Annotated in this window: 20 protein-coding genes; 12 read left to right on the forward strand and 8 right to left on the reverse strand. The window is 58.4% G+C overall.

Annotated elements, in window-relative coordinates; all coding sequences use genetic code 11:
• Nucleotides 1-8 precede the first annotated feature (8 nt).
• Together AB0O97_RS05015 and AB0O97_RS05020 are read right to left on the reverse strand one after the other, a co-directional pair.
• Nucleotides 9-494: a hypothetical protein gene (locus AB0O97_RS05015; RefSeq protein WP_363880630.1), complete on the reverse strand. Its 486-nt coding sequence runs from the start codon at nt 492-494 to the stop codon at nt 9-11.
• 67 nt (nt 495-561) lie between these two features.
• Entirely contained in the window at nt 562-1,497 is a 936-nt protein-coding gene (locus tag AB0O97_RS05020) for a class I SAM-dependent methyltransferase (protein ID WP_363880633.1), read from the reverse strand.
• A gap of 47 nt (nt 1,498-1,544) precedes the next feature.
• Between AB0O97_RS05020 and AB0O97_RS05025 the strand changes: the two genes are divergently transcribed.
• The 6 genes from AB0O97_RS05025 (at nt 1,545) to AB0O97_RS05050 (ending at nt 6,001) form a co-directional block, all read left to right on the forward strand.
• The gene (locus AB0O97_RS05025; RefSeq protein WP_363880636.1) at nt 1,545-2,117 is read left to right on the forward strand and encodes a helix-turn-helix transcriptional regulator; all 573 of its coding nucleotides are present in this window, start codon (nt 1,545-1,547) and stop codon (nt 2,115-2,117) included.
• A gap of 137 nt (nt 2,118-2,254) precedes the next feature.
• Nucleotides 2,255-3,190, forward strand: coding sequence for a hypothetical protein (locus AB0O97_RS05030; protein WP_363880639.1), 936 nt, complete (start codon nt 2,255-2,257; stop codon nt 3,188-3,190).
• A 2-nt stretch (nt 3,191-3,192) separates the two neighbouring features.
• Nucleotides 3,193-3,597 (forward strand): GntR family transcriptional regulator, encoded by a 405-nt coding sequence (locus AB0O97_RS05035; RefSeq protein ID WP_363840711.1) that lies wholly within the window; start codon nt 3,193-3,195, stop codon nt 3,595-3,597.
• 80 nt (nt 3,598-3,677) lie between these two features.
• The gene (locus tag AB0O97_RS05040; RefSeq protein ID WP_363880642.1) at nt 3,678-4,625 is read left to right on the forward strand and encodes a DMT family transporter; all 948 of its coding nucleotides are present in this window, start codon (nt 3,678-3,680) and stop codon (nt 4,623-4,625) included.
• 148 nt (nt 4,626-4,773) lie between these two features.
• On the forward strand, nt 4,774-5,304 hold the full coding sequence (locus tag AB0O97_RS05045) for a cysteine hydrolase family protein (RefSeq protein ID WP_363880698.1): 531 nt from the start codon (nt 4,774-4,776) through the stop codon (nt 5,302-5,304).
• A gap of 145 nt (nt 5,305-5,449) precedes the next feature.
• Nucleotides 5,450-6,001 (forward strand): hypothetical protein, encoded by a 552-nt coding sequence (locus tag AB0O97_RS05050; RefSeq protein WP_363840706.1) that lies wholly within the window; start codon nt 5,450-5,452, stop codon nt 5,999-6,001.
• Nucleotides 6,002-6,045: 44 nt separating this feature from the next.
• On the opposite strand, the gene AB0O97_RS05055 is transcribed toward AB0O97_RS05050, so the two are convergent.
• From AB0O97_RS05055 to AB0O97_RS05065, 3 genes are all read right to left on the reverse strand, one after another.
• Nucleotides 6,046-6,753, reverse strand: coding sequence for a zf-HC2 domain-containing protein (locus AB0O97_RS05055; protein ID WP_363880645.1), 708 nt, complete (start codon nt 6,751-6,753; stop codon nt 6,046-6,048).
• Nucleotides 6,753-7,259, reverse strand: coding sequence for a sigma-70 family RNA polymerase sigma factor (locus AB0O97_RS05060; protein ID WP_363880648.1), 507 nt, complete (start codon nt 7,257-7,259; stop codon nt 6,753-6,755). Before AB0O97_RS05060 ends, AB0O97_RS05055 begins: the two co-directional genes overlap by 1 nt.
• A gap of 76 nt (nt 7,260-7,335) precedes the next feature.
• Nucleotides 7,336-7,815, reverse strand: coding sequence for a hypothetical protein (locus tag AB0O97_RS05065; protein ID WP_363880651.1), 480 nt, complete (start codon nt 7,813-7,815; stop codon nt 7,336-7,338).
• 101 nt (nt 7,816-7,916) lie between these two features.
• Between AB0O97_RS05065 and AB0O97_RS05070 the strand changes: the two genes are divergently transcribed.
• The 3 genes from AB0O97_RS05070 (at nt 7,917) to AB0O97_RS05080 (ending at nt 10,017) form a co-directional block, all read left to right on the forward strand.
• Nucleotides 7,917-9,113, forward strand: coding sequence for a Fic family protein (locus tag AB0O97_RS05070; protein ID WP_363880654.1), 1,197 nt, complete (start codon nt 7,917-7,919; stop codon nt 9,111-9,113).
• A 247-nt stretch (nt 9,114-9,360) separates the two neighbouring features.
• A complete protein-coding gene (locus AB0O97_RS05075) occupies nt 9,361-9,528 on the forward strand; it encodes a hypothetical protein (protein WP_363880657.1) in 168 nt (55 codons plus the stop codon).
• 51 nt (nt 9,529-9,579) lie between these two features.
• Complete coding sequence (locus tag AB0O97_RS05080; RefSeq protein WP_363880660.1) at nt 9,580-10,017, forward strand: VOC family protein; 438 nt, start codon at nt 9,580-9,582, stop codon at nt 10,015-10,017.
• On the opposite strand, the gene AB0O97_RS05085 is transcribed toward AB0O97_RS05080, so the two are convergent.
• From AB0O97_RS05085 to AB0O97_RS05095, 3 genes are read right to left on the reverse strand one after another with little or no spacing between them, the layout of a single operon-like run.
• Nucleotides 10,014-10,295 carry an antibiotic biosynthesis monooxygenase gene (locus AB0O97_RS05085; RefSeq protein WP_363880663.1) on the reverse strand — a complete coding sequence of 94 codons (282 nt, stop codon included), beginning with the start codon at nt 10,293-10,295 and terminating at the stop codon, nt 10,014-10,016. The genes AB0O97_RS05080 and AB0O97_RS05085 overlap by 4 nt on opposite strands.
• The gene (locus tag AB0O97_RS05090; protein WP_363880666.1) at nt 10,292-11,074 is read right to left on the reverse strand and encodes a class I SAM-dependent methyltransferase; all 783 of its coding nucleotides are present in this window, start codon (nt 11,072-11,074) and stop codon (nt 10,292-10,294) included. Before AB0O97_RS05090 ends, AB0O97_RS05085 begins: the two co-directional genes overlap by 4 nt.
• 46 nt (nt 11,075-11,120) lie before the next feature.
• Nucleotides 11,121-11,603 (reverse strand): GNAT family N-acetyltransferase, encoded by a 483-nt coding sequence (locus tag AB0O97_RS05095; RefSeq protein WP_363880669.1) that lies wholly within the window; start codon nt 11,601-11,603, stop codon nt 11,121-11,123.
• Between the two features lie 171 nt (nt 11,604-11,774).
• Between AB0O97_RS05095 and AB0O97_RS05100 the strand changes: the two genes are divergently transcribed.
• From AB0O97_RS05100 to AB0O97_RS05110, 3 genes are all read left to right on the forward strand, one after another.
• On the forward strand, nt 11,775-14,756 hold the full coding sequence (locus AB0O97_RS05100) for a Tn3 family transposase (protein WP_363880672.1): 2,982 nt from the start codon (nt 11,775-11,777) through the stop codon (nt 14,754-14,756).
• 1,068 nt (nt 14,757-15,824) lie between these two features.
• Nucleotides 15,825-16,568: an ATP-binding cassette domain-containing protein gene (locus tag AB0O97_RS05105; RefSeq protein ID WP_363880675.1), complete on the forward strand. Its 744-nt coding sequence runs from the start codon at nt 15,825-15,827 to the stop codon at nt 16,566-16,568.
• Nucleotides 16,569-16,867: 299 nt separating this feature from the next.
• Nucleotides 16,868-17,857, forward strand: a complete 990-nt coding sequence (locus AB0O97_RS05110) for a hypothetical protein (protein WP_363880679.1) — start codon at nt 16,868-16,870, stop codon at nt 17,855-17,857.
• Nucleotides 17,858-18,725: the final 868 nt, after the last annotated feature.

The following is an 18,725-nucleotide window of genomic DNA, read 5'->3' on the forward strand; positions in this document are numbered from 1 at the left end:
GCGCACCGCTAATCGAGCTGCACCCGGCAGCTCTTGCCAGTGGGTCTGCCGTTGACGGTGAACTCGATAGTTATGTGATTGACGGCTGCAGGTGGTTCTGGCACAAAAAACCAAGAACCGTCCCACTCTGTTCCTGTCCCCGCACTATGGCTGGCTACTAAGCGGTAGTCGGTGTCGTGGTTGTCCGTAATAGCGGGCTTCACGGCGCTGAGCACCACCTCGCCGGGCATGAGGGGGCGCGCGCCTGCGGCTTCCTGGCCATGAGACTTGCGCTCGAGAATCCACGACTCGATGGCAGCCGTGTAGGCGATGTCCAAATCCATGGTCACCCGGCTGGCGACACCCACAAGATCCACTCGGATGCCACGCTCATCGGGAACATCGCCCATGTAGAAAGGAACCTCCGAGTTGGTTCTAACTCCGGCCAGGCGTACCTCGACGCCTTCATTGCTGGCCACGATCAGGTCTCCGGGCGCCCAAATAATTGTCGTCATGATTCGAGACTAGCTAGGATGCGCCATCGAAACTAGGGAAGGTCCGGCGTCGAGCCTGGTAACGAGGCTAGGACACTGGCTTGTGCGCCGCCCATGCCGTCCTGTGTCCTCGAACGACCAAGTCCCCGCGACGTTCTAACGACCCCGGCCCATCGCCCAACAGCACATCAAGGGCAGCCAGATCCACGGCGGAGGACGACTCGGCGAGCGCCCCGCCGATCTTGCTCAGGAAGATGCGCCCGTAGCGGGCAGCCAACTCTTGGGTCGTGCTGCCAGTAGTGGGGAAGTGACGGCGCTCAACGACGAATCCGGCACGCTCCAGCCCTGCCGTCCACTCGGGATACTGATTCCAGCCATTACTGGCCAACGCCGCATGGAGACGTGATTCCAGGCCAGATTCTACAACGTCCCCCTCCGTTGCGCTCTCCGGAAGGAAGCTGGGGAGGCTGTCCATCTCAACCACCATCAGGAGCCCGCCAGGGCTGAGATGGGTAAACATGTCCGCCATGGTTCGCTCCGGATCGGACAGTTCATGGAGCGAGGATGAAGCCCAGATCAGATCAGCAGTTGCGCTCGCAGGCCACCCCTCGTTCAAATTGGCTTGGATACCCGTGATGCGGCCATCAAGTCCATTCACTGCGGCCAACTCGAGGGTTTTTCCGAGCATCTGTGCCGACATATCCAGTGCTGTCACGTGAGCTGTTGGGAATCGACGGGCCAGGGCGAGGGAGCCGACGCCGGACCCGGCGCCTACGTCAATAATGGCCGCCGGTGTAGTCACGGCAAGCTCTGCCGCCCACGCCGTTGCCTCCGCCAAGTAGGAACCCAAAATGTGAGCGTCCAGATCCAACATTTGCGCCAGCTCGGCGTCGTTCGCATGCTCGTGACCATGGCCCTCATGGTTGCGGCCCGAGTGGCCATGATGTGAGTGGCCATGATCCGGGGCGCCATGATGCGAGTGGCCGCTGCTGGCGTGGGATGGGAGCGGTTCATGTTTAGTCATGCTCCTACGGTAGCTTTCACATTCGTTAGCGGCATAGACTATTGCGCATGACGCAAGAATCCGATGTTGATTCAGTGATTCGCCAACGAATCCGTAGCCTGCGTGTGGCTCGTGGCTGGTCTTTGGACAGTCTCGCGGCGCGCTGTGGACTCAGTACCTCGACCCTGAGCCGCATCGAAACGGGTCACCGCCGGATTGCACTAGACCAACTCATACCCATCAGTCGAGCCTTAGACACCACCTTGGATGCGCTGGTGGAATCTTCAGCCGATGAGGACGTGGTAATCCGCCCACAACCCGGACAGTCACAAGGCCTAACAACCTGGATCCTCTCCAGCGACGACGGCCTGTACGGCAAAACGGTCGCCAAGCTCCGCATCACCCCCGACCGACCGGAGCAGCTCGGTGTCCATCCCGGCCGCGACTGGTTCACCGTGCTCACCGGCATAGTGCGCCTAGAACTGGGGGAGCGCACCATTCTGGTTCACCCGGGGGAGGTGGCGGAGTTCTCCACCATGGTCCCGCATGCCATCTGTGCCCATGAGGCACCTGTGGAAATCCTCAGCATTCTCAATCACGACGGCGGACGGGCTCACCTTCACAGCGAATCCCACCTGTAACGGTCATACGCGCAGCTAGCACTGGCGATAGCAACAGAGGTAGTAACAAAAGCGTTCCTGAGTCGATTACTCAAAGACATCGCGCTCAAAAACATTGTAATGATACATTGGTACAAGCAATCAATTTGAGGAGCCCAATGCCAACCGACTCAGTATTCCTATGGATCGCCACGGGGACAATCTTCCTCATCATCGTGGGCAATTTGCTGGCCGCTCAAAGCAAACGCGTGCAACGCAAGGAAGTGTTCACCTTTTGGCAGCGGGTGGGGCTACCGATGGCGACGGATGAAATCAATGCCTCCGTCAGCCGCAGGCTCCATCGCAGTGCCACGGCATCAATGTTTGGGGCACTGGCAGGCGCTCTCGTTGCGTCCTGCATCTTGTTTCTGACGCCGGAGCCAGACTTTAGCTTCAGCTATTCGTGGCTGGTGGTGTTGCCCGCAGTCCTGATTGGAATGAACGTCTTTGACGTTGCCTTGGCACTTCGGGATTCTCTATTCACCAAGCGGCCGGATGCCCCTCGACTGGCTAGGGCCATGTCCATCTCACCAGCGGACTACCTGAGTCCATGGCGGGTTCGAATGGCTCCGCTACTGATCATTTTGGCGGGACTGGTGTTCGTCGTTGCTTTGGTGCTCGGCGCGATGGAGGCAATCAGCTTGAGTGCCTTTTGGGGCAGTATGGCTTTACCATCCCTGGCGGTAGCGGTGCTAGCGCTGCTGGGCGCGGTCTTGGTGTCCCGCAGAATTGTGCAGACGCCCCAGCCCGTCAGTGATCCCTTGGAGCTCGCGTGGGCCGACGCCATCCGGGCAGACACTTTCCGAAAGCTCCATCTGCTGACGGCAAGCGTTGCGTGGCTGGCTCTTGGTGCGGGTGCCCTCGGCGTGACCGAGGCTATGGAGCCCAGCCTTGCCGTCTCGGCGGGGCTCAATCTTGGCCAGCTACTCATCTCTTGGGGATTCCTCGCCATTCTTCTAATGTTTACTTATGGCAGCTCCCACAGTTACTTCCGGTATCGGTTGTGGCCGAAGATTTTGATGGATACCGAAGCCACCACGAGCGGCGAACGCTAACCATGCTGAGCGTTGATCCCCGTTCGGCAGTGCCACCGTTCGAACAAATCCGGATTCAAATCCTCCGACTCATCAGCCAGGGCGAACTCATTCCTGAAACCAGGCTGCCGACCGTTCGGAAACTCGCCGCGGATCTCGGATTAGCGCCCAATACTGTGGCCCGGGCGTATCGCGAACTTGAGCTCAACGGAGCCATTGAGACCCGCGGCCGGCACGGCACCTTCGTCTCTGTGCACGAGGATCCCATCCCACGTCAGGCGCAGAAGGCCGCTGAAGAATACGCCCACCAAATCCGCTCCCTGGGACTCGGCAATCAGGACGCCATCGCCTACCTCCATGCGGCGCTGGGGATGGGAACGGCAGGTCTGGGAACTGAAAAGCTGGGAGCACCTGAACCCCCGCGTTGAGCTGGCGCGAACGGAGGCGAGAAGCACAACGCCGTGACTCGCCTGCGTGCCTCTCGCCCGTGTGCCTTAAGATGGGCAGAATGGTTCCCATCGCGCGTCGACCGCACCCTCTTTCGCTCAGCAAGCCGGAATTGGCGCTGCTGGCCATCACGGCCGTGTGGGGTGGCACCTATCTGGTGGTGCACTTGGCCATGCGGTACAGCGGGCCGATGTTCTTTGTGGGCCTGCGCTTCGCCGTCGCAGCTTTAGTCGCGTGCCTGATCTTCCGCCGCGTCCTGCGGGGGATGAGCCGGGCCGATCTGGGCGCCGGGGCCGCGATTGGGGTCATGATCTTCTTCGGTTATGGCCTTCAAACCGTGGGGCTGCAAACCATCAGCAGCAGTACCTCGGCTTTTCTCACAGCACTCTTCGTTCCCCTAGTGCCCTTTCTGCAGTGGGCGGTCTTCCGGAAGCGGCCTCACACCATGGCCTTCATCGGGGCGGCGCTGGCGTTTGCCGGACTGGTGATGTTGGCTGGTCCAGATGCCTTCCAGGTCGGGTTGGGCCCAGGCGAGGTGGCCACCCTGGTGAGCACCGTGGCCATTGCAGGAGAGATCGTGCTGATCAGCCTCTTTGCCCCGAAGGTCAATTTAGGCCGCGTCACGGTGGTGCAATTGCTGGTGTGCAGCGTGCTGTCATTCTTGGCTATGCCACTCACTGGCGAATCCATCCCGCAGTTCTCCTGGGTATGGCTTGTGGCCGGAGTGGGCCTGGGTCTTGCCAGTTGCCTCATTCAGTTGACCATGAATTGGGCGCAGAAATCGGTTGATCCCACGCGGGCCACCATCATTTACACGGGGGAGCCCGTATGGGCAGGCGTCATCGGACGCATCGCGGGGGACCGGTTGCCAGCTCTAGCCCTGGTGGGCGCAGTGCTCATTGTGCTTAGCGTGCTGGTCAGTGAGCTCAAACCCATGAGCCGTAAACCCTCAGGCAATCCCTCCTCTATGGTGGAGCTGCCCGCCGTCCACAAGAGTCCAGGGGAGTAACACCACTCGTCAGTAATGAACCATCCGCCGAGGTTATTCACCTCAGCTAGCCAACCGCGTAGTGTGTTTTTGGGGACGTGAAACTCAACCACGCAGGAGATGATTTCCCTTGACAACGCTCAGTAATCGACCGAATACGGCGCTGCTTGTGATCGATGTTCAAAATGACGTGATGGCCGAGAGCTACAATTCCGAAGCGGTCATTGCCAATATTAAATCCCTCGTTGACAAGGCACGTTCGGCCGGAACTGCCGTGGTGTGGGTGCAGCACTCGGACGCCGAGCTGGTCCCGGGCAGCGAGGGTTGGCACTACGTCCCAGAACTCGTCCGGCTGGAAAGCGAGCCGCTGGTTCCGAAGATGTATGGAGATTCCTTCGAAGGCACTGCTCTGGAAGAGGTGCTGGCACACAAGGGCGTCGGAAAGCTCGTCGTCGCCGGGGCTCAGACCGATATGTGCATTCGCTCCACCATCCACGGAGCCTTCGCCCGGGGCTATGATGTCACGCTGGTCAGTGACGCTCATACAGGAGCAGACCTCACCGATTGGGGTGCGCCGTCCCCGGAGCTGGTCATTGTTCATACCAACCTGTATTGGGACAATCAGAATTGGGACAATCAGAAGGCTCCGGGTCGGACAGCGTCAACGGTGGAGACAGCTGCGGTACAGTTCGCGCCATAACCCACGGAACCGCTGCTGGATATTTTCGTGACCCGCTGCCAGAAATATTCGACGGCGGTGAACCCTCGGTGCCGCTGTGCCGTTTGCTGGATATGGAACCGTCCTGGTTCCACCAGCCACGTCACATCGGCCACGGGAGCCTCCCATGAAATCTCACACCAGACTTTGGATTGCCGTCAGAGCCTTAGCACTGGCACTGCCACTGGCACTCCTGACTGCCTGCGGCAGCTCCACCGCTCCGGCAGGTTCACATGACACAAGCCCCAACCCCGCCTCGACCACCAGCGATCTTCATACGGCGAGCACCACCTTGGGCAAGGTGTTGGTCAACGGGGCCGGAATGACTGTCTACTTCTTCGATCACGACACACCCCAAGAGAAGGCCAGCACCTGTTCGGGCCCCTGCGCCAGCCTGTGGCCGGCGGTCAGTACCAGTAGCATGGTGCCCACCATCACTGGAGTCACCGGAACCGTCGGTACCATCACAGGGGTCGACGGCGCCGCGCAAGTCACGCTCAACGGCCTACCCCTGTACACCTATGCAGCAGACAAGAATCCCGGGGATGTCTCGGGCCAAGGTTACGGTGGAATTTGGTGGGTCATCGGGGCCGACGGCGCCAAGGTCACCCATGCCCCGACAGTCACTCCAACCCCGGCGCTCACATCCGCTCCGGCACAGATCGGCAGCGGATACTAGAGTCACAACCTCTCTGGTTCCTGCGGGAGGTGAACCGGCAGACCTTACGGGGCCGCGCTGAGCAGCGTGGCCCCGCTGCTGTCCCGGATATCCAGCCGTGCGATAGATTGCGCCGGGGTGGCAGTTGCTGCGGCGGGTGTCACCTCACTGCCTGGGCCGGCCGTCCAACTAGCCACGGTGGTCTCCGCCCCGGCGGCAGACACCATCACCAGCACATAATCCTGGCCCGCCGGATCACCTGCGTACGCAGCTCCCTGAGCGTAGTTGCAGTGCCAACTAATTTGCGTGCCCCAAGGATAACTGGACAGCGTACCCGTCGCGGTAAGTCCACGCGGCGAGGTACCGACGAACGCGAGAGGCACGCTCGAGGAGGCACTACTGACAGCCGACGACGGGGGAGTGGTACCGGAGTTAATCCCGGTGGTGATGGCCGCCGTCGTACCTGCCAAGATGATGGAAGCGGCTGCCGCAGCCAAGGTAAAGCGGCGACGCCTGCGGGCAAGATGCGCGGCCAATCCGGCATAGAGCGGCGCAACTACGGGCGACGGCGCGTCATCTGCCGGCGCTGCTGCGGCAGCATTTTCAGCACGGCAGAGCGCCAGCAAAGTTTGCATCCCGGACAACGCCGCCACCTGATGCTGGCACGTCGAACAGCCTGAAAGATGCTGCTCATATTCACGGCGCTGGGCCGCGGGCAGGGAGCCGAGCACGTAGGCCGCATCCCAGAGCGCATAAGGATCCGAGGCATCCATCAGCCGCTCACCCCTCTTTCTTCAAGTGCCAGACGCAGCGCCCGCAAGCCGTAGTGCAGCCGGGGTTTGACGGTTCCCTCAGGGATCTCCAGTGCCGCCGCGATCGACGTTGTGTCCTTGCCGCCGTAGTACGCCTGCCGGATCACCTCACGATGCTCCGGGGTGAGGGTGGCCAGGGCGTCACCCACCAGCCAGGCGTCTAGAATCCTTTCGCTCTGATCATCGTCGGGGGTTTCGGGCGGCTGGGCCGTGCCAAACTCGTGCCGATGGCGGGCGCTGCGCCAGTCGTCAATCACCAGATTCCGGGCCACGGTGAACAACCAGGCCCGCAGAGCGTTGGGTTCCCGCGCCAAAACCTCTGGATGCTGCCAGGCACGCAGCAGGGTTTCTTGGACCACGTCCTCTGCCTGCGCCCGGTCATGCACCAGCCGCATCACAAAGCGCCAGAGCAACTGGGCATAGTCGCCGTGCAACTCGCGCAGTGCCTGCTGCTGATCCAGATGCATCCAATCCTCCTGCCGCTAATACGCAGTATGGGCCCGGATAGTTCAGCTGGCCAGAAACTGTTTATCGGCGCGGTGTTTACTTGCTGTGGCGAAGCCTGAAAAGTCCGACGGCGGCCAGGGCGGCACCCGCTGCTTGGGCAACGGCGCTGAGTGATTTTTGAAAGAACCAAACGGGCTCATACATGGCAGGGAAGGGACCCAAAGCCGGAACATCGATGTAGCGGTAGACCAGGACGGCAACGAGGCCACCGCCAGCCACCACTAGTGCTGTTGCATAGGCAGGGCGGCTGCCACGGATCAGAACGTACAAGCCCGCGAGTATTGCCGCTGCGGCCTCAATGCGGAACAAGTTTCCTTGCCCAATGCCACCGGGGATGGCTTCTTGATAATACGGAGCAAGTTGCAGGTGCACCACAGCGTTAAGGGATAGCGCTGCAGGAACCACTAGTCGCAGGGTGGTATTGAGAGGATTGTGGCGTTGTGGAATCGGTGCACTCATGAGGTGACCCACGCTTCCCTGTTGATGCGGGTTGATGCGGGCAAAAGTTGCCTTCATCCAGAGATACGTCAGGGGAGTGGGATTGGTTCACGGCACAATTGGGAATAGAGATTCGCCATAGCAATGGATATCAAACTAAGCATTGCTATGATTGACTCATGCCAACGGATAAAATCGACGCTCCCTGGCCATCGCTGGGCTATGAAGAACGTCCCTGGCAGAGCCTTCAAGACGCGTACGGCTCACGAACGCAGAAGCGCCCCACCACTGGGCCGTACCTGGCTGCGGTGCCACCCTTCATTGCCGATCTGAGATTCCATCTCGATGGCGAGCTACAGGCACTGACGGAAGAGGCCGCTAGCGAACTCGCCCGATTCGATGCAGAGGTTGGACAAGTTGCGGCGCCGTTCGCATCGATTCTCCTACGCACCGAAAGTGCGTCCAGCTCAGAAATTGAGAACTTAAGCAGCGGAGCGCGGCAGATCGCCTTGGCAGAGCTCGGGGCCCATTCATCGCGGAATGCGCAGCTGATCGTGGGCAACGTCAGAGCCATGCAAGCTGCCCTGAACCTGGCCGAAACCATTGACGGCCCGGCGATCTTGGAAATACACCGCGCATTGCTCGAGGAAAGTCGCCCCGACATCGTCGGTCACTGGCGCCAACAGCAGGTGTGGATAGGCGGCGGGAGTCTGGGTCCGCATACAGCCCAATTCGTCCCACCCCATCACGACCGTGTTGCTGAACTGATGGACGACTTCGTGCTGTTCTCCAATCGCGTAGACCTCCCTGTTCTTGCTCAGACGGCGATTGCCCATGCCCAATTCGAAACAATCCACCCGTTCCCCGATGGCAATGGCAGGGTGGGCCGCGCGCTCATCCAGGCGATGTTGCGCGGAGGGCAGCTAACACGCAATGTGGCAATTCCAGTCTCCGCAGGTTTGCTCCAGGACACAGGCCGTTACTTTGATGCCTTGAGCGCTTACCGCACAGGGGATATTGCACCGATTGTCCGCTCTATTGCCGAGGCCTCGTTTGCGGCGGTGCACAATGGCCGCACTCTCGTGGCGGACCTTGAAACCATCCAGCGCGGCTGGAGCGATCTCATTCAGGCGCGGCGAGATTCCTCAGCTCACCGACTCCTGGGCATACTGCTTCGCCAGCCAGTTCTTGACAGTGCTGCTGCCGCAACTCAACTTGGTATCTCGACCGTCAACGCCCAAGTCGCCATCAACCGCCTGGTTGACGCTGGTATCCTGAGCCAAATCTCAACCGGAAAGCGCAATCGCATTTGGTTAGCGAAGGATACTGTGGGCGCCCTTGACGAGTTTGCCGCCCGAGCTAGGAGGCACCACTAGGATTTAGGGATGCTTGATGCTCCCCTCGAGCTGCAGCCCGTCTATGAGACGTCCGACGGCGTAGCACCCCAGTCAGTTTGGGTGGAGGTTGCGGCGGTGTTCAGTGCAGCGTTCTCTGTTGCACCATATTATGAGGACTCGGATTCACTGGCTGAGATAGCCGACTGGGCCCAGGCCTGCTTGCTCTTGTTGGCGGACGGCTCTCTCAGCGATGATCACCACGGATGTTCGGATCGAGAATATGGTCTTGGCTCCGAGCAATACAGTGGTGGTGCATGAACTAGCAGTCGATTCCGACTATCGGGGCCAGCGCAACGCCAAGTCCTGCCTAGCCTCGGCGCTCGAGAATCGCACCGAATCTAGTATTGTCCTGGGCGTCTATGAGCGGGCCGAGGATGCGCGTTCTGATTGCTGATCAACAGAAAACGACTCCCGCCGTCGCTCTTCACTTGATACAGTGCCGCCTATGCCCATAAAACTCGAGAACGTCGGTATCGCCGTACAGGACCTCGACGCGACTATCGCCTTCTTTACCGACCTTGGACTGACCCTCGTAGGTCGGGACACAGTCAGTGGAGATTGGGCCGACACCGCCGTCGGACTAGATGACAACCATGCCAAAATCGCGATGCTCCAAACACCAGATGGCACCGGTCGGATTGAGCTCTTCGAGTACATTCACCCTGACGCCATTCAAACTGAGCCCACGCTGCCCAACGAAATCGGCATGCATCGCGTTGCTTTCTCTGTTGACGATATCGACGCCGCACTCAAAATTGCCGCGAGTCACGGCTGCTACCCGCTTCGTGGCGTGGCCAACTACCAGGACATTTACAAACTCAGTTATGTCCGTGGCCCTAGCGGCATCATCGTAATGCTCGCTGAGGATCTGACTAGAAGCTAAGACAGGCCAGTCACGGAATAACTGCGTTTGATTTTGGCAGTTACACGTCCCCAATCACTGGCTTTAACGCGCGCTTGGTGCAACTCAAAAGCGCTAGCGTCTTGGAAACGCTCGGAGACATTCCAGACCCATGGATCCTCGCTTTGTTCCACGGAGAAGGAAATGCACCCTGATTCGGCAAGCGTCAATTCAATATGTCGAGGTAGGAACTCCTGGACTGCTGCGAGCTCATCGCTGCCCCCACATATCAATTGTCCAGTCAAAGTAATAGGTTTCACGAGATAGCTCCCATTATGGGCTGGCTCAGCCGAAAGGCAGCTGTGATGTGGGGAAAGCTAACTAGGCCAGTTTCTGGTGACCGGGCCAGTTCGCCCAGTAAACGTATTCGTTCCAGGACGTTTTCTTGATCGGGTCTCTGAGAAACGAAAGTCCATGAGCTGGCAAGCCCAATGAGCTGCTCCAGGGACAGCTCGTAATTGAAGGGGAATTCTTTGCGATCAAAGGTGCCCCGCCCGGCAAACTCTCGGGGCACACTTCGGGTTTGGTCGGGAGGAGAACCGCCCGGCTCCACGATTGCGGCAAGCTCCTTCACCCATTCGCTGCTGCGATCCCAAGTATGCCAAGCCATACTCATCATGCCGTCTTCCCTCAGCACACGATCACATTCATGTAAAGCCAATGTAGGGTCAACCCAGTGCCAGGCTTGGAGGCAGATAATGGCGTCAACACTTTGATCGTCCAAAGGAATGTCTTCCGCAGAGCCGCTGGCAGTGGTGATTCGACTCGCAGTTACGGGTGGGAGCCGTTCACAGCTTTTGCGGAGCACCGAGAGCATGTCCTCGGCTGTATCAACCGCGGTGACGGAGTGTCCGAGGGTTGCAAGGGCACGGGTTCCTAGACCAGTCCCAGCTCCTAGATCCAGGACGTTTAGTTGGCGATCATCGGGCGGTGAGCCAAGCAGCCACGAAATCACCTCCGACGTCCAAATGGGGCGAACAGCATCATGGAGAACAGCCGTGCCGCTTGGCGCTGATGGCCCGTCAACGATCTGAATCATGCATGCCAGTCTAGCCAGCTGAAGGTTGCAGCCGGCGCAGGAACGGCTAGTGGGGCAGCAGTTCTAAGCGATGTTCAAGCTTGCCTGACGCATTTCGCACTTTTGAGTCCGAGGTCTGCAGCCAACCCGATCTGGTGTAGGTAGTGATGGCTCGGGTGTTGTCCGCAATGACCCACAATTCAAGCGAAGCGGCGCGCTCCAATGCGAAATGTTGGATGTCGGCCAGCAGGGCGCGGGCGATGCCCTCGCCCCACATTTGGGGCGCGGTTGCCAAATAGAGCACCTCAAAGGAATTGGTTCGTGGGCCAAGGACGAGAAGGTAGAACCCGACGATCGACGTCGCTCTACGTGCAATGTGTAGCGTAGCTCCGGTCTGGCTCAACGCTTGGTGAATACCCGGCAGCTTGTCTTCAGCACGAGGTATGGAGGGGAGTCGGTCCCGCTCGGCCGTAGCAGCTGCCCAAATCTGCGCAGCTCCGAGTTCAGCGTCGAGCCCGCGTTCGATCGCGATCTCTATTAATTCCTCCACGGTGCAATCATCTGTCATTGCGGGGGAGTGGCCCAACTCGCTGGCAGAACCTTCCGGTGGCAGTAGTGGAGCTGGGTCAGTAACCTGTTGCTGGATTCTGCTCGATGTAGTTAAGGCCCGGTACTCCTGAATGTGTCGCCAGGGGCAATCTAGGTGTGGTTGAGTTCTGGCATGGGACTTGAGCTGACGAGTGAACTTCTGGATTCGTGGACGCTGGTTGATGATGATGTGGCATTGCTGGCTAGGAAGTCAGGAGCGACCCGAGCAGGGTTTGCAGTACTTTTGAAGTTCTTTCAGCAACATGCCAGATTCCCGGTTGGCCCTGCTGATCTACCACTGGGAGCTTTGAGCTACATTGCCGCGCAGAATTCTGTTCCTATCGATGCGCTGGATTCCTATTGGGGCGGGCGATCAATCAAATACCATCGCGCCGAGATCAGGTCTCACTTTGGATTTCGGGAGTTCACGTCGCCCGATGAGGACCGGCTGGCGGAGTGGCTGGCCGAGAGGGTTTACCCGTCGGAGGTACGTGAAGCTGCGCTTCTTGAGGCTTTGCTGTCCCGGTGCCGTCAAGAGAAGATTGAGCCGCCTGGGCGTGCGGGCAGGATTGTTGGTGCCGGCAGGGCGTTATTTGAGCAGCGCCTGTGTGCTGGCGTGCTCAAGGTTCTGGGACCGGACGGCTCGGCTGGCCTAGAAGCGCTCATAGCTGACGGTACAGCGGGGTCCTTGTTGTCGGTGTTGAAGGCTGACCCGGGCCCGGCTGGTTTGGAATCGCTGCTGGCGGAAGTGGAGAAGCTTTCAGCAGCTCAGGGCCTAGATCTTCCCTCCGGTTTGTTCGCCGGAGTGTCGGAGAAGGTCGTGAGCACGTGGCGGTCCAGGGCCGCGCGGATGTATCCATCCGATTTCTGGGGCGCGCCGGCCCCGGTGCGGCTGACGTTGTTGGCGGCCTTGTGTCACCAACGCACGGCGGAGATCGCCGACAGCCTGGTGGATCTGTTGCTCGTGCTGGTGCTGAAGATCAACACCAGTGCCGTCCGGAAGGTTGAGAAGGAACTGACCGGGGACCTGCAAAGGGTCCGTGGGAAGACGGCGTTGCTTTTCAAACTGGCAGAAACGGCGGTCGCATGCCCGGATGAGACGGTCCGGAAGGCCGTGTTCCCGGTGGTGAGCGAGAAAACCCTGCGGCAGCTGATCCAGGAAGCAAAAGCCAACGAGACCGTGTTCCAGGGCAAAGTCCGGACAGTGCTGCGAGGTTCATATTCGAATCATTACCGCCGCATGCTGCCGGCCTTGCTGTCCGTGCTGCGGTTCCGCTGTCACAACACGGCATTCCGCCCCATCATGGACGCCATCGAGTTGCTGAAACGGTACGCGGATACCGGCAGTAAAAACCAGTTCTTCGCCGCCACGGAGGTAGTTCCGGTCGCCGGGGTGGTGCCCAAGTCCGGGGAGGGTGCTCTCCGGGATGAGAAGGGCAGGATTGAGCGGATCCCGTATGAGCTCTGCCTGCTCGTGTCTTTACGGGATGCTTTGCGCCGCCGGGAGGTCTTTGTCGATGGGGCAGGAAAGTGGCGTGACCCCGAAGATGACCTGCCCCAGGACTTCGACGCTTCACGTGAGCTTCACTATGAGGCCCTGCGCAAGCCATTGGACCCGGCCGCGTTCATTTCCGATCTGAAGTTGAGAATGGCCAGGTCACTGGAGCAACTGGACAACGGGCTCCTGGGTGATACCACCGGTGGGGTTACGATTACCAAACGCCGCGGGGCGCCTTGGATCAAGGTACCCAAGCTGGAGAAGCTCGACGAGCCGGCCAACCTGGGCAAACTCAAGGACGAGGTCCTGGCGCGGTGGGGAACCCTGGACTTGCTTGAGGTTCTCAAGGAGGCGGACTTCCTGACTGGGTTTACCGAGGAATTCGTCTCTGTCGCCTCCCGCGAGGTCCTTGACCGGGAAACCCTTCAGCGAAGGTTGTTGCTCTGTCTTTTTGGGTTGGGGACGAACATGGGCATCAAGGCCGTCACTGATGCCGGGGGTCATGGGGAGAGCGAGCGGGAGCTGCGCCATGTCCGCCGGACCTTCATCACGAAGGACAACCTGCGCCGGGCCATCGTGAAAGTCGTCAACGCGACGTTCGAGGCCAGGACCCCGGCCTGGTGGGGTGAAGGGAACGCGTGCGCATCGGATTCGAAGAAGTTCGGGTCCTGGGAATCGAATCTGATGACAGAATGGCACAACCGCTACGGCGGCCCCGGCGTGATGATCTACTGGCATGTGGAGAAGAAGTCGACCTGCATCTATAGCCAGTTGAAGAACTGCTCCTCGTCCGAGGTTGCAGCGATGATCGAAGGCGTCCTGCGCCACGACACCGAAGCGGAGATTGAAGCGAACTACGTTGACACCCACGGCGCCTCGATCGTGGGCTTCGCGTTCACCGAGCTCCTGGGCTTCAAGCTGCTGCCACGGTTGAAGAACATCGGCTCCATCCGCCTCTACCGTGCCAGCAATGAAGAAAGTTACGGGGAGATCAATGCGGTGCTGTCCCGTCCGGTCAATTGGGAGATCATCGCCCAGCAATATGACCAGATGGTCAAATACGCCACCGCCCTCAAGCTCGGCACCGCCGAGTCGGAAACGATCCTGCGCCGTTTCACCAGGGGAGGCCCGAAACATCCCACCTACCAGGGGCTGGAGGAACTTGGCAGGGCGGTGCGGACGATCTTCGCCGCAGACTACCTCGCCAACGAAGACCTCCGCAGAGAGATCAATTCCGGGCTGCAGGTGGTGGAGAACTGGAATAGCGGCAACGACGTTGTCTTCTACGGCAAAAACCGTGACCTCACCGGTCCTGACCGTGAAACGACCGAAGTGTCCATGCTCGCCCTGCACCTGCTCCAGTCCTCGCTGGTCCTGGTCAATACCTTGATGCTGCAAACCGTACTCGAAGTCCCAGAGTTCAACGAACTGCTCGAGCCCGAAGACCGCAGGGGGCTCACCCCGCTGCTCTGGACACACATCAACCCCTACGGACGCTTCACCCTCGACATGACCACCCACCTGAACCTGGGTCCGGTAGGCAGAGATGACACGGGGTCGGGGATCGTCACACGGAATTCTGGCGCTAAGCCGTCCCTGAAACTTGTGGAAGGGTGAGCTACCAAGCTGGCTGGTTGCGATCTCTCCAGAGCCGGGGTGTCAGTGCACCAGATGGACGTCTATTGGCTGGCGGCAGCACTGTTGAGCCGGACTCGACCTAACAGCGCTGAGGTGTGGCTGTCTTTGGCGAAACGCCCCGAGATTACAGGCCAAGGCCATGAAATCAGTCGGGTGTAGTGACAAGGACGAGTATCAAGTAGCCCACTATTTGACGACCGACTCGGCGAATCACCTAGCCTTTTGGTCAATCTATCCACGACATTCATGACGTGACCGGTTCAAATGCAGCGGTGCGGGTGTTGGACGTTGCGCTGTTTCATGGTGAGGCGGTCGGCGATCTGAGTATCTGCTTGTAGGACCCTGTTTCGTTGGCGGCTTCAGGCTACCGATGGGCGTCGTTGGGCCACCAACAGGCAACAGACCCGAAGCAGAGATTTCAAAAGTGTCAAACACGTGAGACGGCCCTCTCATCCATAGTTGAACCACGGTCCGGATGGCTAATAATTCTGGCAACGCTTGACTACTTACGACTCGGATGGAAACGTCAAGCCTGTCGCTCAAATATCTGTGACGCTCATTACTATCATCTTCTGGGGAATGAAATGAATAGAAAACGCATGATGGCATCCATGACGTTGGGTGCAATGGCATTGTCAAGTGGCATGTTTTTGGTGTCACCCGCATTCGCCGAGGGAACAATCAACACCAGCATGTCAGGGGCCGGAAAAGGCTTCAGTTTCACGAAGCTGGCAGGACTCGCAGGTTGATTCCAACGACACGACTGTCACTTTCTCCGGATGCAGCACATCCTCAGGAGTTGCAACGAACGTCACTCTGAACATGTACGACGAGCACGGCATCTTTCCTGATGCCAGTATCGGAACGCGGGCAAATACCTGCGGCGTGAGCAACTGGGGGCATGGTCTCAATTCTGACCAATTCCACTACACGATCGATGGTATCGCTGGCGCCTACTCGGTCAACGTGTCAGCGGTCACAATCCGGTACTAAGATTCATTCTTACCTACCGAGCACCCATACCTACACACGATTCGGAATCATTTCTTGACGCTTGAGATCAGCAATTGTACATTCTCATACGGACATAGGCCCAGGGTTTTTGAGGACCTTAATCTTGAATTCTCGTCGGGAAGAACGGTGTTGCTGGGACCGAATGGGGCGGGAAAATCGACGTTGCTATCATTGTGCGCCGATGTTTTCCGTCCCATTCGCGGAAAAATTTCCCTCAATGGTTTGTCGCCCGCAAGCCCTCGGTCAAAACGAGCCTACAGGGCGACTGTGGCATGGCTGCCACAACAGATGGGCTTCTTTCCGGGACTTAGTGTGCGTGAGCACGTAGCGTACGTCGGTTGGCTCAAGGGCATGAATCGTGCGGACGCTTGGGATGACTCGCATGGAGCACTTGAACGCGTTGGTTTGCTGGACAAGGGTAGCGATGCGGTCAAGACGCTCTCGGGCGGACAGCTGCGCAGAATGGGGATCGCCGGCGCTTTGGTCCATCAAGCTGAAGTTCTGCTTTTGGATGAGCCGACTGCTGGCTTGGACCCAAACCAGCGGAATCGATTCCGCAAGTTGCTCCTGGATCTCCCCGATGAAGTCCATGCCATAGTTTCAACCCATCAAATCGAAGACGTCCACGACGTGTTCGACCGAATCACCGTCTTGGACCGTGGCTCCGCCGTATATTCGGACGCTGTGTCGAATTTCATTAATCGGTCAAGTATCGGAGCAACGCTTCCAGAGCGTGTTGCTAATTCCTATGCTGATCTGATTGAAGATGAAGCCTAATGCCCCGTCCTGTCTTGCCGTGGGTGTCTCGCCCTTCTCTGTGGGCGCTGCCGGCATCCTTAGTTCTCGTCGGCGTCTTCGTTCTTTCAACATTTGATCCAACGAGATTTGCTGGATATTGGGAGGCGACACTCTCAAGCTCCGGAATCTTCATCATTCTCTCTGCGCCTATTTGTGCTGCTGTCGCAGCCATCGAAGGATCGCGAATTCGCAGGGGTACCAAAGCACAGATCACACCAGTTAGATCCGGCATGTCAATATACTGGCAACGAATATGGCCCTCCCTAGCCTTGGGTGGCGTGATCCAGATCGTGGCATTCCTCCTGGCTGCGCGCAACACTTGGGGAGCCACAGGGGCACCGAATCCCTGGATCTTCGTTGCGTTTATGGCCGTTGTTGCAGCACATTCAGGTATGGGATTGTTGATTGGTCGAGTAGCCGCGCTTCCGATTGGTCTGCCGCTGGTATTTTTACTCTCCTACACATGGCTGGGATTCGCCTGGGCGGTACCCTATTTTCCTCTCCGATATATGGCTGGATTGTCCCTCTCGGATTGTTGTCGAATCCAGTACGCGATGGATTACCGAGCAGTCGCGACGACCATCGTGTTCAATATCTCTTGCTTCATCGTTTTTCTAATGTGGGCAACGATGATTGGCATGCAAGTCAGCAAACGCAATGTCATTCGCCGCACCATTTCATCCTTGGTTTTGATGACCATCGCGGTCATGGCTAGCGTCGCCATCGCAGCTCCACTTGGCCCGTATCCAACCACAGCGCGGCCACCCTCCGATGTCAGATGCGAAGGAAGCCAGCCAGTAGTCTGCCTGTACCCCGAGCAGGAGAATAACCCCAACCTACGTGCCACTATCCCGGCAGCGCTACAAGCGCTAAGGGCGACCGGGGCCATTGTCCCCCCTGTCGTCGAAGCGAGTGCCGAGGCAACTAATCCGGACCGCCTTCGTATTGGAATCGGCCTCCGCGGCACACCTGAAGTTGTCATCCAGTCCCTAGCCAATGGCTTCCTCCAACCATCAGGGTACGCATACTGTAGCGATGAGCAAGCATTGCTGGACCGTCAGAATGCTTCCATGACCATTGTCAGTTGGCTGATTCATAAGATGGCAGCCCCCGAAACCGGGGTGTCCCCGCAAAATGTTGGGGGGTCCGATGACATGACCGGGTCTGTCACCAAAATCTTGGCCATGTCGGAGAAAGATCAAGGGAAATGGTTTAATGCAACGCTGCCGGCACTGATGGACTGTTCCGTTTCAATTGAGCTGCCGTGAGGTGGTGGTTGAAGTCCAGCAGAACAATGCTGCTATTTGCCGTGCCAGCTGTGGCCATAGTGCTTTGTATAGTGATGATCGATTTCGAACTTTCTTTCCCATCCATGGGAACATCATCACCATTTAGCAGCGTTCGACTTTATGCAATCTTCCCTCTCGCATGTGGCATAGCCGTCTCGTACAGTCTGGAAGCAGGTGAACGTCCCGGATACGTAACCGCCGCACGAAGGATCTCAAACCTGGACTACATCCTAATAATTACACCCATTATCGTTACCGTGGTAGTTGCGATTCTTTCGTCACTCTTAGGATCGGTCATCGGCTCGGAACTAGTCCGTAACGCCATCGGATTTATTGGCATCCAAATGATTGCGGCACCAATTCTCGGATACCGTCTTCAAAGTCTCGTTCCCGTGGTCTACGTGTTCTTAAGTGCTCTTTTTGGTCGCACCTATTCGACTACGGTATCCTTCTGGGCCTGGCCCCTTGGCGATGGCGACCTTCAATATTGGTATCTTCCCATCTTCATATTCATTCTGGGCACCCTCGCACATTTCTCCACCGCCCCACACCGGGTAAGGACAGAAGAATAGCCTTGTAGAAATCCTGAAGTTCAGGGTGGAAGCATCAAGCCGCCAACACGCTCCGAGATCTTGGTGTTCCACGAGTACCGACCATCGGAGTGGGGTTTCGGTAGTAACGGCGTGAAATTGCGCGCTGGGCCCCATGTATCCGGTTGGGGTATACCCCAACCGGACGTCAGGCATGATGCCTGTCACCTGTCAGAGTAAAGTCATGTCGTCGATTTATTGACACACGTTGCTGCGGGTCATAGATTTCATCCTGACAGTTTCAATCGTGGAGGTAC

It is taken from the genome of Specibacter sp. NPDC078692, from assembly GCF_040686835.1.
Classification (GTDB): domain Bacteria; phylum Actinomycetota; class Actinomycetes; order Actinomycetales; family Micrococcaceae; genus Specibacter.

Coding starts and splice junctions, on each gene's coding strand:
- AB0O97_RS05090 (WP_363880666.1), bottom strand. CDS start 11,074: ATGATTCAGATCGTTGACGGGCCATCAGCGCCAAGCGGCACGGCTGTT.
- AB0O97_RS05070 (WP_363880654.1), top strand. CDS start 7,917: ATGCCAACGGATAAAATCGACGCTCCCTGGCCATCGCTGGGCTATGAA.
- AB0O97_RS05080 (WP_363880660.1), top strand. CDS start 9,580: ATGCCCATAAAACTCGAGAACGTCGGTATCGCCGTACAGGACCTCGAC.
- AB0O97_RS05020 (WP_363880633.1), bottom strand. CDS start 1,497: ATGACTAAACATGAACCGCTCCCATCCCACGCCAGCAGCGGCCACTCG.
- AB0O97_RS05035 (WP_363840711.1), top strand. CDS start 3,193: ATGCTGAGCGTTGATCCCCGTTCGGCAGTGCCACCGTTCGAACAAATC.
- AB0O97_RS05050 (WP_363840706.1), top strand. CDS start 5,450: ATGAAATCTCACACCAGACTTTGGATTGCCGTCAGAGCCTTAGCACTG.
- AB0O97_RS05025 (WP_363880636.1), top strand. CDS start 1,545: ATGACGCAAGAATCCGATGTTGATTCAGTGATTCGCCAACGAATCCGT.
- AB0O97_RS05030 (WP_363880639.1), top strand. CDS start 2,255: ATGCCAACCGACTCAGTATTCCTATGGATCGCCACGGGGACAATCTTC.
- AB0O97_RS05100 (WP_363880672.1), top strand. CDS start 11,775: ATGGGACTTGAGCTGACGAGTGAACTTCTGGATTCGTGGACGCTGGTT.
- AB0O97_RS05040 (WP_363880642.1), top strand. CDS start 3,678: ATGGTTCCCATCGCGCGTCGACCGCACCCTCTTTCGCTCAGCAAGCCG.
- AB0O97_RS05055 (WP_363880645.1), bottom strand. CDS start 6,753: ATGGATGCCTCGGATCCTTATGCGCTCTGGGATGCGGCCTACGTGCTC.
- AB0O97_RS05015 (WP_363880630.1), bottom strand. CDS start 494: ATGACGACAATTATTTGGGCGCCCGGAGACCTGATCGTGGCCAGCAAT.
- AB0O97_RS05065 (WP_363880651.1), bottom strand. CDS start 7,815: ATGAAGGCAACTTTTGCCCGCATCAACCCGCATCAACAGGGAAGCGTG.
- AB0O97_RS05060 (WP_363880648.1), bottom strand. CDS start 7,259: ATGCATCTGGATCAGCAGCAGGCACTGCGCGAGTTGCACGGCGACTAT.